The following is a 15,339-nucleotide window of genomic DNA, read 5'->3' as shown; positions in this document are numbered from 1 at the left end:
TCTTCACCAACCCCGGTGAGCAACTACCCTGCGCTTCCTCTTGCCATTCACTTACCCCTTTTTCGGATAGTCGAGCACGGCCGTCAGCAGCGTTTGCGACGCGGCGGCCGACCAGGAGGGGGCGTCAAAGGTGAAGCGGGCGACGGCGCAGGTCGGCATCCGGGTGATCTTGCCGGAAAAGCGGTGGGCAAGGTCGGTGAACTCGGGATCGTGACCAAAGAGCATGACGCATCTGAACTCGTCACCCAGCTCCCCCATCACCTCAAGCAGGGTCCTCACATCTGCGCCATAGAGCCGCTCGTCCGTGACTATCTCCTCTGGCCGGTAACCGAGCGTCTCGGCGATGATATGGGCCGTCGACAAGGCCCGGCAGGCGGGGCTCGAGAGGATGAGATCGGGCCGCACCTTATCGTGCGCCAGCCGTCTGCCCATCAGGGGGGCGTCGCGCAGGCCACGCTCGGCGAGCGGCCGTGCCCTGTCAGGCAGCCCCTGCTCTTCCCAGCTCGACTTGCCGTGACGCACCAGGATCAGGGTTCTCTTCATGACGCCTCCCATGACGGCCAACTATCGGCCCCGTGTCACTTGTGGCTAGTGACTGCCAGGGTCTGCATGCCCTGCCCTCAGGCTCTGTCACTGCGCCGTCTCAATCATAGCGAAGCCGCACCGTTCGGGAACATGGGGCAAGCGAACGGGCAGGCTCTCAGCCCTGCCCCATGGCCGATGGCGGGCTCACCTCGTCCATGAAGATGAGGCGAAGGGGCTCTGCCAGCAGTTCGTCCGCCTGGCGGGCGAAGCCTTGGAAATAGTCCGTCTCGCAGTGGGCATCCAGGGCGGCCTGACTGACGAAGGCCTCGCGCATATAGAAGGTGCCGGGTTCGTCTTTGAGCTCGAACAGCACATAATCGAGGTTGCCGGGCTCCCGGCGGGTGGGGCCGATCAACGCGAGCAGCGCTTGGCGCAGGCGCTCGCCCATCCCTGGCTTCGCCGTCAGCACGGCGATGGATACCAATTTGTCTGTTGTCATCTTCATTACACTCCGTTATCAAGGGGCTATTCGAAACACCCCTCACTGCGGCTTGTCACCGCGCGAGGAGCACATGTTTCACCATGAGAGCCAGTGTAATCACGGGGGATTGATTCGAATAGACAGACAATCTGGACAGACTATCCATCCTGCTGAACAACGCCCTTGAACAACAGAGCAGATCGGCAACTGCCCATGAGGGCGCCTATGCCTCCCTGAGATTGGCCAGCGGCACCCAGCCGGAGGCGCCATCTTGACCCCTCACACACCAGAGCCAGCCGTTGATAAACCGATCGCCATTGAGCCAGTCACCCGCTTGCACGCTCAACTCCCTGGCCGTGTAATCTTCCCGAGCGAAAGCCGTGCCATCGTCCATCGACCCTATGATCTGGGCCGGTACCCAGCCTCCTTGTTGCCCGTCGCAATGGCAGAAGAACCAGTCGTGCCACTCCTCTTCCCCTTCATAGCGGTCGCCCACGACGAGCGGGGTCCCCTTGCGAAAGGTGATGGGGTCTGGATACTCGCAGCGGTGGGCACTTATCACCAGAAAGGCCTTGCTCTCACTGTTCATATTGCTCCTTGGACATAGTGGTGTGGTTAACCCATGATTCACCGTCACGGGCCCTCCTTGAAGGGCTGCTTCACCTGGCCCCTTGATCACAGGGCGAGCGACGTCGCCATGACAGGGGGGCAGATGATCACGGCGAGCGATCACGGCCTGCAAACCAGGGTTCAACGTCAAGGCAATAGGTGGTGAAGGAATGCTCGCCCAGGCGCCCTGGCAAGGGGCAGCAAGAGACAAGCCGAGTGCCTTGAGCGGCAGTCACGCAATAACACAGATACGACTGGAGGCTGGAGGCTGTCAATGCTGAGAGGCAATGTCCGGGGCCTTGCCGTTTCCCACTGTGCAATAGGCCAGGCTTATAGCTCCTGCCGCCCCCTACAACACCTCGACCTTGACCTTGAGAAGGCCGGATCGGGTGTTGCCTATGCTGCTAAATGCCGCTCTTGAGAGATCGATGATCCGGCCTCTGGGGAAATTGCCCCTGTCATTGACCTTGACCACCACACTCTTGCCATTGGCAAGGTTGGTCACCCGCACCATGGCGCCGAAGGGCAGCGCCATATGGGCCGCCGTGTTGGCATTGCTCTTGTAGAGTTCACCACTGGCGGTTTTCTTGTTGTGATAACGATCGGCATAGTAGGAGGCCAGCCCCGTCTGGGTATAACCCCGCCAGTTGCCGCTCTTGCCCGCCTCTGGCTGACTGCTGCAGGCCGCGAGCAGCAGGCAGCACGACAACAGCAACCCTCTTTGCACATTCCACTTCATTCTTGACTCCTCGATCCGATGTCCGGCAGACCTGCCACAGCGACCAACCCTTCATAGCCGGTCAGGCTCCCATCACAGGCCGCCACTGTCGCATACTTCCCATATAAAACGGGAGGCCAGGCCTCCCGTTTTGCGTATTGCTCCGTCAGCCCCTGTCAGGGGAAGGACTCAGGCGATCAGCTTGTCATCGGTGAAACCGAAGCCCCGCAGCCCCACCACGTGCACGTGCTCGTGCTTGCCCTGCACCTTGCGGATGAGCTTGTAGGTAGTGCCCTTCTCGGGACTGATGTTCTCCGGCGCCGCGATAAGCAGCTGCATGTCCTGGCGCTCGCACAGCTCGAACAGGGTGGCGATGGACTTGCCATCCAGCCGCGCCGCTTCGTCGAGGAACAACAGGCGGCAGGGGGCGATGTCCTTGCCGCGCAGACGGCGGGACTCCTCCTCCCAGCTGATCAGCACCATCAAGAGGATGGCCTGACCTGTACCTATCGCCTCGCCGGTGGAGAGGGCCCCGCTCTCGGCCCGCAGCCAGCCATCGGCACCACGCTGCACCTCGATTTCGAGCTCCAGGTAGTTGCGATAGTCCAGCAGCACGTCCCCCATCACCTGATAGTTGCGCTCCCCCTGCTCTATCTGCGGGTTCAGGCGCTGGAACAGCTTGGCCATGGCCTCGGAGAAGCTGAGCTCCTTGTCGGCGAACAGATCGTTGTGCATGGCGCTCTGATCGGCCAGTGCGGTCAGCAGGCGGGTGTGGGCCTCGCGGATGTTGACGTTGAGGCGCACCCCGCGCACCAGGCCGAAGGCGATGTTCTGCAGGCCCTGGTTGAGCACCCGGATGCGGTTCTGCTCCCGGCGTATGATGTTGGTTATCTTGGCCGCCACCTCGTGGGAGGAGAGCGACAGATGGTTCTCCCGCTGCTTGAGCTCGTCGGCGAGCCGCGCCAGCTCGATCTCCATCTCCTCGATGGCCTCCACAGGATCGTCCGAGCGGATGATGTCGTTGCGAATGCGATCTTTGAGGTAACGATAGACCTGCACGTAGAAGGCGACCTTCTGCTCCGTGCTGCGGTTGCCCTCGGAGAGACGCAGCGCATCGCGCAGGGCCTCGTCGTGGGCCACCGCCACCCGCAGGGCGCCGAGGGCCTTGTCCGACATGGAGCGCAGCTCGTCGCTGTCAAGATAAGCCAGCTCGCGCTTGTTGAGGCGCTTCTCGACATCTGTCTCCCGCGCCAGCCGCACCACCCGCGACCAGCTCGCCTTGTGACCCACCAGAGATTTACGGGCGCCGAAGTAGTCCTTGCCTTCCAGCTTGAGACGACCGCCGAGGGATTCAATCTCGCGCTTGGTCACCTGCAACTGGGCCTCGGCGCTGGTGCGACGGGAGCGGGTGCGAATGAGCAGCTCTTCGATCTCTTTCTTGTGGGCGCGGGATTTCTCCTCCATGTCGTCCGACAGGGTGAGCCCCATGGCCCCCAGCTCCTGCTCAAACTCCGCCAGGGTCTGGCCCTTGGCCTCCACACTCGAGTTCAGCGCGGTGCGCAGCTGCAACGCCTCGGTGTGACGCAGGGCAATCTGCTTGTGCTGCTCACCGGCGGTGCGGGCCGCCAGCTCGGCGGCTTTGAGCTTCTCTTTGAGCCGCTCGCTCATCTCCGAGGCCTTGCCGAGCAAGTCTTGGGCGTCCTGATAGGCAAAGTGCGGCAGACGGGCCACCAACTGATCAAGCGCGTAGCAACGGCGCTTCTGTTCGGCCAGCAGTTCGCTCGCCTCGTCGAACGCGGCCTGCAGGGCGGCGAGATCCTGGGGATCCTGGCGCAGCACCTGCACCAGGGTTTCCAGTTTTTCCAGCCCCTTGCCGTGTTGGGCGATAAAGGCTTCGGCTGTTTTAAGGGCCTCCACATCGGCGCGGGCCGCCTCGAGACGGGCTGCCAGATCTGTCTCGGCAAAGAGGTGGGCGAAGGGCAGCATCCCCTGCACCAGCTGGATATATCGGGTCAGCTGGGCGGTGGCCGCCTTGGCCTCGGCCAGCTGCTTGTCGCACTCGGCGATGGCCCCTTGCAGGGTGCGCAGCTCGGCCTGTTTGGCCTGCACTTCGGCTTCCGGATCGGGGCGGAAGGCGATATCCAGATGCTGGCCGATAAAGTCGCGAAAATGCCCGTAGAGGCGGTGGTACTTCTGCTGCTCAAAGGCGGCCTTGGCGTAGCCCTCGATAAGATTTTCCCGCTCAAGGTCGAGCTGCTCTATGCGTTTTTCCCGGGCGGCGCGGCCAAACAGCGGCAGCTCGGGGTAGCGGGAGAAGCGCACCTGACGCTTGCTGGTGCGCACCAGCACGGCGTCACCGAGCTCGTCGGCTTCCACCAGATCCTCGTCAAAGGAGTCGGGGTTGCCCTGAATGAGGTAGATATCTTCCGGGCAATCTTCCAGCTTCTTCAGCCGCTCTATGGCGCCCTCAAGGTCGAGCACCACCAGGGCGCTACGAGCCGGGCCGTAGAGCGCGGAGTAGTAAGGAGCATCGTCGATGGAGATGTCGTCATAGACGTCGGAGAGCAGCACGCCCCCCACCTGCTCGGCGACGCGGGCCAGACGCGGATCCGCCTCGCCGGCCCCCAGCTGCAAGTTACGAATTTGCAGCTCCAGGGCCTGCTTCTGGCCCTGGATGCGGTTGCTCTGCTGCTCGAACTCCCGCTCCTTGTCGAGCACTGTCTGCATGCCGGCCGAGAGTTCCTCGGCGGTAGCGAGGGGCAATCCGCTCTGCTCGCGCAGTTGTTCGAGCTTCTCGAAGGATTTCAGCCAGCGCGGCGCCAGCTTGGTGAGATCGCTGATATCGCGGCCGAGCTGGACGCCCTGATGCTCCAGGCTGGCGCGGCGCTGGTTCGCCTCCGCCTGCTGATCGGCGAGCTCCTCCTGACGGTTGCGCTGGGCTTCAAGAAACAGCTCCAGCTCGTCCTGGCTCGCGATCTGCTGGCCGCAAATCTGGGCCAGCTCGTCACGCAAGCGCAGCAGTGCCTGCTGGCTGTCGCGCTCTTTCTCGAGGCGAGCCAGGGCGGCGCGCAGCCCCTGCCCCTGCGCAATGCGGGCCTTGTCTTCGATATGACGCTTGAGCAGCGCCTGGGCCGTGGGCCAGGCGGCCTCGCGGGCGGTCTCGGGGGCAATGCTCAAAAGCAGCGTCAGCGCGGCCTGATGCTCGGCCACCGCCGCCTTGGCCAGCGCCAGCTGCTGCTCGGCCCCCAGCACTCGGCGGGTTAAGCTCTGCTCGGCGGCGCGGAACTGATGCAGGCTTTCATTCGCCTGCTCCATGGTCAACTCGGGCAGTTCGCACTGCGTGCGGGCATTGTCCAGCGCCTGCACCGCCTGACGGTACTGGATGGCGCGGGTCTGCTGGATATCCAGCGCCTGCTGATAGTCGGCGAGCTGGGTCTTGAGGCTGTCAACCTCCCCCTGGGCCAGCTCCTTGCGCTCTTCCACTTCCAGCAGTTGGCCGTGGATCTCCTCCACAATCGCTTGCTGTTGCTCAAGCTTGTCGACCAGCTCCGCCAGATCGGCGCGATACACATCGATTTTCTTTTGCAAACTGACCGCAGCCATCACCTTGGCCAGGTGCTCGGCGGCGGACTCCAGCTCGTCGGTCAGCAATTTTTCGCGGTGGGTGAGCTGCTCCGCCTCGTCCGCCAGATAGATGGCGCGCTGCTTCTCTTCGGCCAAGAGGCGACGCTTGCCGGCCAGCTCGGCGCGCGCCTTGAGGGCCAGCTCGGAGAGACGGCTCTTCTCGGCGGCGCCCCGCACATACTCGGCCGCCACATAGTGGGTGGTCTCGGTAATGAGGTTCTTGAACAGATCCCGCTGCCCCTGGGTCTCCTTAATAGCTTCCAGGGTGCGGCGGTTCTCGTAGATGGCCGCCTCCATGTCCTGGAACGCCTTGCGCACCCCTGAGTTCTCCGGCAGCAGGTATTCCCGCAGGGATCGGCTGATGGACGAAGAGATGCCGCCATACAACGAGGCCTCGATCAGCCGATAGAACTTGCCGCGATCCTTCTGGTCGCGCAGTTTTTTCGGGGTGATGCCGAACTCGAACATGAAGTTGTGATAGTCGGTCACCGTATTGAACTTGGCGACCTTCATGGCCCCAAGTTCGGCGGCGGCCCCCTTCAGATCGGCAAAGGCGCGCACCCGTCCCTTGCCATCCTCGAGTTTCTCCAGCAGCAGATCGGTGGGTTGCAGCTGCTCCGGCACATCCACCAGCGCGAAGGGGGTGATGTTGACCTTGTTGTCGCGATTCGCCACCTGCTCCAGGTGGACGCCGACCCAGATCCGCTGCTCGCGGCTGTTCATCACTTCCAGCAGCGAATAACAGTGACCGCGCTGCAGCTTGCCGTAGAGCCCCTTGTCACGGGAGGCGCTGCTGGAGCCCGCTTCCGTGGTGTTGCGGAAATGGAGCAGGGATTGATCCGGAATGAGGGCCGCGATAAAGGCCGCCATGGTGGTGGACTTGCCCGCCCCGTTGCCGCCGGAGAGGGTGGTCACCAGCTGGTCGAGATCGAAGGTGCGGGCGAAGAAGCCGTTCCAGTTGACCATGGTCAGGGATTTGAATTTGCCTCTCACGCCACACGCTCCATCACACCAATAAGCACCATCACACCGGCAGGCTCCGTCAGAGCCCGGAATTTAGGATTGCAGATCATCTTCCACCTCCAGCTCAAGCTGCTCTTCGTCGAGATCCCCCTCGACATCCTCGAACAACGAATCGCTGCTTGGCATCTCGTCGTCGTGGAAGATGGCCTCTCCCTCCTGGATCATGCGCAGCTGCACGGCCCGGGGATCCTCGTCGGAGCGCACATCGGCGGCGAAGCGAAACACGGTCTCGTTGACCCGGAATTTGTCGCTGTTACCCAGGGAGCTCACCATCCCCAAACGCTTGAGACGGCGCATGGCGGTACGAATTTTTTCCAGCAGCTTCTTCTTGTCCAGATCGGTGCCACCGGAGCGGCTGTTGACCATGCGCAGCAGCTGCTTCTCGTCCGCCAGACTCAGCACCTCCTCCTGCAGTTCGCTCATGGTGAACACCCCCTCCGAGGCGAGGCGGTCCGGGCTCAGGAACAGATAACAGAGCACCTTGCCCACCAGCATATCGAGCTCGGAGAGCACTGTGGTGCCGATGTCGGCACTGGGCCGTGGCCGCAGGTAGAAGAAGCCTTCCGGCGCCTTGATGAGCTCGACCTGATAGCGGCCGTAGAAATTCTCCAGCTCGCCGTGAAACTCCACCAGCATGGCGTGCTGTTCGAACTCATCGGCACTGAGGTGACGACCCGATCGCAAGGCGGTATCGATGCGCGGAAACAAGGGGTTGGCGATGGCCTCTGCGAGCCGCAGCGGCAAAGGAAACTCAGAATTGATCAATGACATAGGCCTGAACCTTGGATCCAGCTTGGTTAATGGGTTTCCATGCGGGTTGACGGTGCAGCATGTGCTCACCGCTGGCATGGCCCAGGCGCACGGCCTGGTCGATCAGAAGACGCGCCACGTCGAAGTGGGCGTGGGCCGGGAAATCGAGCAGATATTCCCGCAGCACATCGGCCAAGTCCAGCTGATGGCCCTGTTCGGGATAACGGGCAAGATAGCGCTCGATGCGCTCGGCCAGCGCCTGGTTGATGTCCACCATCTCCATGTACTCCATCTCGAGCGGCACTTCACCGGTCACATCATCGTCATGGATGGTGATGGTTTCGTCGCGCAGCTCCAGCAGACGGGGCTCCTCGGCGACTCTGAGCAAGAAGTTGTGCTGCTCGAAGTTGCGGATGGATTCGCGCAGTCGCTGACTGAAGGCACGGTTCTTGTCCATGTCGATGGCGTTGCGGATGAACTTGTGAACATGTCTGTCGTAGCGGGACCAGAGCTCGATGCACTGCTGACCCCAGCTGGTAATGACATCGAGCCGCCCCTGCAGGGCGTGGGTCAGCTCCTCGACGTGGAACAAGTCGTCCCTCCCCTGAGCGGCCTCTTGAATATTGAGCAGCCCCGCCTGCAGGCGGTGGCCGGCGGCGTCCAGGGTGTCTTGCAGCTCGCGCAGGGTCTGGCCCGTCTCGCGCAGCAGCTTTTCACAGTTGTGAATGGCATCGATCCAGTTCTGGGTCAGCAGCGCGGCTATCTCGCTCTTGACCTGATTCTGCTGCTCATCCATGGCGCGCTGGGTCAGGTCGATGCGCCCCAGGGTCTCTTCCAAAGAGAAACTCAGCCTGGGCAGCACCTCGGCATCCCACTGTTCACGGGTATCGAGTTCGAGGGCCGCCTTGCGGGCAGTGTCGAGCTCGGATGCCAGGTGTTCGAGCAGGATGGAGAGCTTGATGCTATCGACCTGACGCTGGTCGAGGAAGAAGTCGACGATGCTCATGCCAAGGCGCGACAGGCGATAGAGGCTCTCGCCGGCCACCATGTCGGTGTTGAAACGCGACAGCAGTTGCTGGCGAATGAGATCGTTGATGGCATTGTTGGCGCGACCGGTCAGGGTCTCATCCATCTGACCGAAGGCGTTGCTCACATAGCCAAAGGCATCGTGCAGCGCCGCTTCCGACAAGTCCGACTCATCTTCGGACAAGGTTTTTATCGCAATCAGAAAGGCCAACCTGTCGGTGGGCAGGCTCAAGGCCAATCCCTCCTGCCTGACCCATGCCACCGTTTCCGGCAGGGTACGGGATGTACTCATCATGACGTTATCATCTCGTTGTTATATCCGAGGGAGCGACCTGCACCTGGTGCATGGCGCACTCCCTCGCTGTGGTATGGGCCACGGGGCACTGTGGATGACCCCGGGCGGCTAGATCCCGCTAGCATAAAAACTGACATCAACTGGCTGGCTTTTGCGCCATCACATGGATGTAACGGCCGAGGGCGACGAAGGGCTCCTGGCGGCAATAGTGCTGCTCCATGGCCAGCAGATCGTCAAACTTCTCGACCTGATCCTGCTTGTGGCGCATGTAGTCATGAATGACTCGCACCCCGGTCTTGCCGATGATCTTGAGCCCCCCTCGCCCAATCCAGTCATAGACCTGCTCAGGCAACTGTGGATTGGTGGGGGTCAAGGCGGTCTGACGCTTCTTGTTCAGCCCCTGGCGCACATAGTCGAAATTGCCGACCACCAGACTCTGGAACAGCAAGCCATGACGGTTGTAAAAAAGCAGCGACAGTATGCCCCCTGCATGGACGAAAGGAAACAGACCTAACAGGGTCTGACGTGGCTCGGCCAGCCACTCTAACACGGCGTGACAGAGCACCAGATCGAAGCTGCCGCTCACATGGGCCTTGAGATCCTGAATGGGGCACTGGATGAGACGAATTCTGTCTTCCAGCCCCTTCTCGGCGATCTGAACCCGGGCCAGGGCCAGCATCTCCTCGGAGAGATCGCACAATTCCACCTGATGGCCCATGGCCGCCAGCTTCTGGGCGAAATAACCGAAGCCGCCACCGGCATCCAGAATGCGCAAGGGCCGATTGCCGAGTCGGGCCAGGCAGGCTTCGATGTCGCTCCACACCACAGTGGTGCGAATGCGCCCCTTGCTGGAGTCATAAATGTTGCGGGCAAACTTGTCGGCGCGGCCGTCAAAACTCTGATCTTGCTTCAAGACAAACTCAGCCTTGTCGATACAGGCATGGGCCACTCTGGGATGGGCCATACGAAAAAAAGAGGGGTATTCTGTCACATCCCGGATTGCCTGAAAACTCAAGGAAGAGTGTCGTGGCAGCCTGGATCGGGTCACCACACCTTGTTGCAACTCCGGTTTGCTCGACCTGTCGCAGACAAGAGCCCGACCCCTGCACCTCTTGGATGGGGATGCCAGAACTACTCGCGCGAGCAAACCACTCTGAGAAGCGCGGTGGGGAGCCATTTAACGGGAGGGATGATGGATGGCGTCAAGCAGAAGACCCCGGTTGCCCGGGGTCTTATTCAGGTTGCTGGTTCAGGTTACTTGCTGCTCTGGACTGTGGTGTAGCTGTTGATCAGATTGCGATAGTCGGGGATGTGGTTGGCGAACAGGGTACCCAGGCCCTCCACATCATTGCGCCAGTCGCGGTGCAGCTCACAGGCGGCCCCAAACCAGGTCATCAGCTGCGCCCCGGCGGATGACATCCGATCCCAGGCCGAGTGACGGGTGATCTCATTGAAGGTCCCCGAGGCATCGGTGATGACAAACACCTCGTACCCCTCCTCGAGGGCGGACAGGGTCGGGAAGGCCACGCACACCTCGGTGACGATGCCGGCGATGATCAGCTGCTTCTTGCCGGTAGCCTTGACCGCCTTGACGAACTCCTCGTTATCCCAGGCGTTGATCTGTCCTGGGCGGGCAATGTAAGGGGCGTCCGGGAAGGTCTCCTTGAGCTCTGTCATCAGCGGGCCGTTGGGCCCGTTTTCGAAACTGGTGGTCAGTATGGTCGGCAGCTCGAAGTACTTGGCCAGCGCGGCCAGCGCCAGCACGTTGTTGCGAAACTTGTCCGGCTCTATGTCACGCACCAGCGAAGAGAGCCCTGCCTGGTGATCCACCAGCAGTACTGCCGCGTTGTGCTTGTCGAGTTTGACGTAGGGTTTAGCCATGATGGTTCTCCTTGGTTGTTGCGGGTATCAGCGCTGGGAATCCAGCACTTCGTTGTTTTTCGCCACGGCTTGTGCCTTGCCGTAGCTCTCGATCAGCAACTGGTAGGCGGGGAAGATCTTGGTGTAGATAGCCGCCCACTCCATCGCATCTGCCCGGTTCCAGCTGCCTTGCAGCTCGGAAGCCACTGCCGCAGTGTCCATGGGAACCACGCCCGCCTGAACCACGCGAGCCAGGGTGATCTCCTGGGCCATCTTGGAGTAGGTGCCCGAGGCATCGACAACCGCAAACACCTGATAGCCCGCGTTGACCGCGCTGATGGCAGGGAAGGCCATGCAGACGCTGGTGATGGTGCCTGCGATGATCAGTTGCTTCTTGCCGGTGGCGTTGACCGCCGCGACGAAATCGGGGTTGTCCCAGGCGTTGATCTCGCCCTTGCGCGCCACATACTGTGCGTGCGGCGCATTCTCGTGGATCTCCGGTATCAGCGGGCCATTCGGTCCTTGCGGGACAGATGCCGTGGTGATCACCGGAATATTGGCCAGCGTCGCCATGCTGGCGAGGGCGGCCGCGCGCAGGCGCAGTTCCGGCATCGGCATGTCGCCCACTGTCTGGAACAGGCCGCTCTGGTGGTCGATCAGCAGCATAGCTACGTCATCTGGGTTGAGGACGGGTCTGGCGCCGTCGAAATTGGCTGGGTTGCTCATGATTTTCTCCATTTGTTGGGGCTGAGGTTCAGCGTCCTATCTGGCCGAAACGGCCACTGTTGTAGTCATTGATAGCCTGCACTATCTCTTCCTGGGTGTTCATCACGAAGGGGCCGTGACCGACGATGGGTTCATCGAGGGGGGCGCCATTGAGCAGCAGCAGCTTCGTATCTTCCTCGACATCGATCACCAGCTGGCTGCCGCGGCGCTCCATGACTGCCAGTTCGGCGGTGCGGACAGGGTGGCGGTTGCCGAGGCGAATGGCGCCTTTGAGCACAAACAGCGCCGTGGTGTGTCCTTCCGGCAGTTCGAGCGTCACCCGGTGATGGGCCTTCAGACGCATGTCCCAGACGTTCATCGGGGTGAAGGTGCGGGCAGGGCCGCGGGTATCGCCGAGCTGCCCGGCGATGATGCGAGCCTCCCCTGCGCCCTCTGGCAGTGCCACCCGAGGGATCTCGTCGGCGGTGATGCCCTGGTAGCCAGGGGCCGTCATCTTCTCTTTGGCGGGCAAGTTCACCCACAGCTGCACCATCTCGAAGGCGCCGCCCGTCCTGGCAAATGCCGGGCTGTGGTACTCCTCGTGGATAAGGCCGGATGCGGCCGTCATCCACTGCACGTCACCCGGACCTATGGTGCCGCCGCCCCCCGAGGAGTCTCTGTGGGAGACGCCGCCCTCATAGACGATGGTCACGGTTTCGAACCCGCGGTGAGGGTGCTGGCCGACGCCGAGTTGATGGGAGGTGGCCGGGAAATTGGCCGGGCCCGCATGATCCATCAGCAGGAAGGGGGACATCTCCTCCGCGATATCCTGATAGGAGAAGATGCTCCTGACCGGGAAGCCATCGCCGACCCAGTGCCTCTCGTTGCTGCGCTTGATAAATGCCAGTTCTTTCATCTCAATGCCTCCGTTGAATCAATGGAGACAGTGTAGAAAGTAGTCATTTACCGGACTAGATGGTTAAATAAGAAAACACTTTCTAATGAGTTGGAAGATGGACTTCAATCAGGTCGTGGTATTCGTCAAGGTCGTGCAAGCGGGCAGTTTCAGCGCGGCGGCGCGTCTGCTGGGCTTGCCGACCTCCACCGTCAGCCATCGGGTGGCCATGCTGGAGAAGCGTCTGGGCGTCACCCTCTTGCAGCGGACCACCCGCAGGTTGCACCTGACCGATGCCGGACAGATCTATTACGACCACGCCTCGGCCGGCCTGGTGCATGTGCTTGACGCCGAGGCGGCGGTGACCGAGGCGCGGGAAGAGCCCTGCGGGCTGCTGCGCATCACGGCTCCGGTGGATGTCGGCAACCAGATCCTGTCGTCCATCCTGGGGCAGATGCGCAGCCAGTGGCCCAAGGTCGATGTGGAGCTGGTGCTGATGAACCGCTATGTGGATCTGGTCGCCGAGGGGGTCGATGTCGCCATTCGTACCGGCCCTCTCAAGGACTCGACCCTGATCGCCAAGCAGGTGGGCATCGCGCGCTGGGCCCTGTTTGCCAGCCCGGATTACCTCGCCAGCGCCGGGGTGCCAGAAGCACCTCATACGCTGCGGCAGCATGCCTGCCTGCAGTTTACGCCCCTGGGCAAGGAGGCCTGGGTACTCCACGACGGGGCCGCCAACAGTGTGACTGTCTCTCTGGGCCGGCAGACACTGATCAACGATGTCGGCCTGATCATGACCATGGTGCAGGCGGGCGGCGGAGTGGCACTGTTGCCCTCCTACCTGTGTCGCCAGGCCTGCGAAGAGGGGAAACTGGTGCCTGTCCTGCCCGAATGGCATGGCAAGGCGGATCCCATCCACATCGTCTACCCACGGCAACGTTTTATGCCTCCCAGATTGCGAGCTTTCATTGATCTGGCGTCGCTGGCGCTACGCAAGTGGCTCGAATAACCGCTCTCTCCAGCATGCTGTGGCCTGTGCGAGTTCGGCATCATTTGGCAATTTGCCCCGCCCCCCTTACTCTCAGCGTCACTTGCCTCTGTGTCAGGAAAAATTGGAGAACTCCATGTTTGAACTCAAAAAGTGGCTGGGCCAGTTGCTGATGCCGCTCCCCTTCTCTCTCTCCCTCTTGCTGCTGGCTCTCTTGCTGCTCTGGTTCACCCGTTTTCAAAAAAGCGGCAAGCTGCTGGCGACCTGCTCGCTGCTGCTCATCGCCCTGATGGGGATGCGGCCGGTGAGCTATGAGCTGGCCAGAGGCTTGGAGCAGACTTATCCGCCCTTCGACGTGAGCCAACATCCGGGCATCAAGGCCATAGTGGTGCTCGGCAACGGCCATGTCAGCGATCCGGCGGTGCCCGAGCGTTCCTGGCAGAACAACATAGCCCTCGCCCGCACCCTGGAAGGGGTGCGGCTGGCCCAGGCCTACCCAGAAGCGGAGCTCATCTTCTCCGGTTATGTGTCCGGGGATCCCCTGTCCAATGCCGAGGTCAACGCCCGCATGGCGGCGAGCCTGGGGATAGCGAGATCCCGAATGACGTTGTTTGAAAACAACAAAGACACCCATGACGAGGCGGTCAGCATCAGTGCCCACCTTAAGGGCAAGCGGGTGGCGCTGGTGAGCTCGGCCACCCATTTGCCCCGGGCCCTGGCACTCTATCGCCAGCAGGGCCTGAATGCGCTGCCCGCCCCCACCGACTACACCGCCAAGCAGAGCCAGCAGCCTCAGCCGCTCTATAGCTACCTGCCCAAGGGGCGCTACCTGATGTACTCGGAAGCGGCCATCCACGAGTGGATAGGTCAGCTCTGGGCCCGGCTGCGTGGTCAGGTCAACGAGTGAACAGTCGGGAGGAGCTTTCCTGATTTGGATCAGGAAAGGGAAAAAAAATTACGTCATTTGCCGCCGGGTCAGCTATCTTGGGCTCGGTTCAATTCATATAATGACGCGCAATCAAACGCCTAGGAGTATTAAAAGATGAGACAGCACCTGGTAATGGGTAACTGGAAACTGAACGGCACCAAAGCTTCTGTCGAAGCGCTGATCAAGGGTCTGATCCCGGCTGCCGCCGCGCACCCTTCCGTTCAAGTCGCCGTCTGCCCACCGGTTATCTTTTTGGGTCAAGTTGAGCAGCTGACTGCCGGCAGCAAGATTGCTTACGGTGCCCAGAACGCCGATCTGCACGAGTCTGGCGCCTTCACCGGCGAGAACGCCCCCTCCATGCTCAAAGCCTTCGGTTGCACCTACTCCCTGGTCGGCCACAGCGAGCGCCGTACCCTGCACGCCGAGACCGACGACCTGGTGGCTGCCAAGTACGAAGTCATCCAGAAAGCGGGCCTCATCCCCGTACTCTGCATCGGTGAGACCCTGGCGCAGTTCGAAGCTGGCGTGACCAAGAACGTGGTCGAGACTCAGCTCAAAGCGGTCATCGACCGTTGTGGCATCGCCTCCTTCGAAAACGCCGTCGTTGCCTATGAGCCGGTATGGGCCATCGGCACCGGCAAGACTGCTACCCCGGAAATCGCCCAGGCCGTTCACGCCCACATCCGCCAGTACCTGGCCGGATTTGATGGCGCTGTGGCTGCCAAGGTACAGATCCTGTACGGTGGTTCCGTCACTGGCGCGACCGCCAGCGATCTGTTCGGTCAGCCGGACATCGACGGTGGCCTGGTGGGTGGCGCGTCCCTGAAAGTGGACGACTTCTCCCAGATCATTGCTGGCGCTGCCAAGTAATGAGCCCAGAGGGGGCCCCAGGCCCCCTCCTTTGCCGGTTTT

The 15,339-nt window shown here is 61.6% G+C and carries 14 protein-coding genes; 3 read left to right on the top strand and 11 right to left on the bottom strand.

The genetic code is table 11. The features are described from left to right. Positions 1-51: 51 nt before the first annotated feature. The 11 genes from BN1130_RS16110 to BN1130_RS16060 form a co-directional block, all read right to left on the bottom strand. Entirely contained in the window at positions 52-543 is a 492-nt protein-coding gene (locus BN1130_RS16110; protein ID WP_042043185.1) for a SixA phosphatase family protein, read from the bottom strand. Between the two features lie 157 nt (positions 544-700). Then, positions 701-1,030, bottom strand: coding sequence for a putative quinol monooxygenase (locus BN1130_RS16105; RefSeq protein ID WP_042043183.1), 330 nt, complete (start codon positions 1,028-1,030; stop codon positions 701-703). Between the two features lie 199 nt (positions 1,031-1,229). Further along, positions 1,230-1,595: an SH3 domain-containing protein gene (locus BN1130_RS16100; RefSeq protein ID WP_042043181.1), complete on the bottom strand. Its 366-nt coding sequence runs from the start codon at positions 1,593-1,595 to the stop codon at positions 1,230-1,232. Positions 1,596-1,964: 369 nt separating this feature from the next. Beyond that, the gene (locus tag BN1130_RS16095) at positions 1,965-2,354 is read right to left on the bottom strand and encodes a septal ring lytic transglycosylase RlpA family protein (protein WP_042043180.1); all 390 of its coding nucleotides are present in this window, start codon (positions 2,352-2,354) and stop codon (positions 1,965-1,967) included. Positions 2,355-2,522: 168 nt separating this feature from the next. Beyond that, on the bottom strand, positions 2,523-6,950 hold the full coding sequence (gene mukB / locus BN1130_RS16090) for a chromosome partition protein MukB (protein ID WP_084218235.1): 4,428 nt from the start codon (positions 6,948-6,950) through the stop codon (positions 2,523-2,525). A 63-nt stretch (positions 6,951-7,013) separates the two neighbouring features. Beyond that, on the bottom strand, positions 7,014-7,751 hold the full coding sequence (mukE, locus tag BN1130_RS16085) for a chromosome partition protein MukE (RefSeq protein WP_042043179.1): 738 nt from the start codon (positions 7,749-7,751) through the stop codon (positions 7,014-7,016). Then, positions 7,732-9,051, bottom strand: a complete 1,320-nt coding sequence (mukF, locus tag BN1130_RS16080) for a chromosome partition protein MukF (protein WP_042043177.1) — start codon at positions 9,049-9,051, stop codon at positions 7,732-7,734. Before mukF ends, mukE begins: the two co-directional genes overlap by 20 nt. Before the next feature lie 136 nt (positions 9,052-9,187). Next, on the bottom strand, positions 9,188-9,964 hold the full coding sequence (cmoM, locus tag BN1130_RS16075; protein WP_042043267.1) for a tRNA uridine 5-oxyacetic acid(34) methyltransferase CmoM: 777 nt from the start codon (positions 9,962-9,964) through the stop codon (positions 9,188-9,190). Between the two features lie 341 nt (positions 9,965-10,305). Further along, positions 10,306-10,932, bottom strand: a complete 627-nt coding sequence (gene ycaC / locus BN1130_RS16070; protein WP_042043175.1) for an isochorismate family cysteine hydrolase YcaC — start codon at positions 10,930-10,932, stop codon at positions 10,306-10,308. A gap of 27 nt (positions 10,933-10,959) precedes the next feature. After that, on the bottom strand, positions 10,960-11,637 hold the full coding sequence (locus tag BN1130_RS16065) for a hydrolase (RefSeq protein ID WP_042043172.1): 678 nt from the start codon (positions 11,635-11,637) through the stop codon (positions 10,960-10,962). A gap of 28 nt (positions 11,638-11,665) precedes the next feature. Then, positions 11,666-12,532 carry a pirin family protein gene (locus BN1130_RS16060; protein ID WP_042043170.1) on the bottom strand — a complete coding sequence of 289 codons (867 nt, stop codon included), beginning with the start codon at positions 12,530-12,532 and terminating at the stop codon, positions 11,666-11,668. Positions 12,533-12,629: 97 nt separating this feature from the next. Between BN1130_RS16060 and BN1130_RS16055 the strand changes: the two genes are divergently transcribed. The 3 genes from BN1130_RS16055 to tpiA all read left to right on the top strand — a co-directional run bounded on the left by BN1130_RS16055 (position 12,630) and on the right by tpiA (position 15,297). Then, a complete protein-coding gene (locus BN1130_RS16055) occupies positions 12,630-13,520 on the top strand; it encodes a LysR family transcriptional regulator (RefSeq protein WP_042043169.1) in 891 nt (296 codons plus the stop codon). Between the two features lie 115 nt (positions 13,521-13,635). Further along, positions 13,636-14,406, top strand: a complete 771-nt coding sequence (gene elyC, locus BN1130_RS16050) for an envelope biogenesis factor ElyC (RefSeq protein WP_042043167.1) — start codon at positions 13,636-13,638, stop codon at positions 14,404-14,406. A 135-nt stretch (positions 14,407-14,541) separates the two neighbouring features. After that, complete coding sequence (tpiA, locus tag BN1130_RS16045) at positions 14,542-15,297, top strand: triose-phosphate isomerase (protein ID WP_042043165.1); 756 nt, start codon at positions 14,542-14,544, stop codon at positions 15,295-15,297. Positions 15,298-15,339 lie beyond the last annotated feature (42 nt).

The organism is Aeromonas rivuli, from assembly GCF_000820045.1.
GTDB lineage: Bacteria > Pseudomonadota > Gammaproteobacteria > Enterobacterales > Aeromonadaceae > Aeromonas > Aeromonas rivuli.
The sequence above is the reverse complement of the archived record's forward strand: the minus strand, read 5'-3'. Positions and strand labels throughout refer to the sequence as shown.

What these genes read in the sequence shown, in the direction of transcription:
- BN1130_RS16095 (WP_042043180.1), bottom strand. Translation starts at nt 2,354, where the DNA reads ATGAAGTGGAATGTGCAAAGAGGGTTGCTGTTGTCGTGCTGCCTGCTG.
- tpiA (WP_042043165.1), top strand. Translation starts at nt 14,542, where the DNA reads ATGAGACAGCACCTGGTAATGGGTAACTGGAAACTGAACGGCACCAAA.
- BN1130_RS16110 (WP_042043185.1), bottom strand. Translation starts at nt 543, where the DNA reads ATGAAGAGAACCCTGATCCTGGTGCGTCACGGCAAGTCGAGCTGGGAA.
- BN1130_RS16065 (WP_042043172.1), bottom strand. Translation starts at nt 11,637, where the DNA reads ATGAGCAACCCAGCCAATTTCGACGGCGCCAGACCCGTCCTCAACCCA.
- BN1130_RS16105 (WP_042043183.1), bottom strand. Translation starts at nt 1,030, where the DNA reads ATGAAGATGACAACAGACAAATTGGTATCCATCGCCGTGCTGACGGCG.
- BN1130_RS16055 (WP_042043169.1), top strand. Translation starts at nt 12,630, where the DNA reads ATGGACTTCAATCAGGTCGTGGTATTCGTCAAGGTCGTGCAAGCGGGC.
- mukE (WP_042043179.1), bottom strand. Translation starts at nt 7,751, where the DNA reads ATGTCATTGATCAATTCTGAGTTTCCTTTGCCGCTGCGGCTCGCAGAG.
- BN1130_RS16100 (WP_042043181.1), bottom strand. Translation starts at nt 1,595, where the DNA reads ATGAACAGTGAGAGCAAGGCCTTTCTGGTGATAAGTGCCCACCGCTGC.
- mukF (WP_042043177.1), bottom strand. Translation starts at nt 9,051, where the DNA reads ATGATGAGTACATCCCGTACCCTGCCGGAAACGGTGGCATGGGTCAGG.
- ycaC (WP_042043175.1), bottom strand. Translation starts at nt 10,932, where the DNA reads ATGGCTAAACCCTACGTCAAACTCGACAAGCACAACGCGGCAGTACTG.
- BN1130_RS16060 (WP_042043170.1), bottom strand. Translation starts at nt 12,532, where the DNA reads ATGAAAGAACTGGCATTTATCAAGCGCAGCAACGAGAGGCACTGGGTC.
- elyC (WP_042043167.1), top strand. Translation starts at nt 13,636, where the DNA reads ATGTTTGAACTCAAAAAGTGGCTGGGCCAGTTGCTGATGCCGCTCCCC.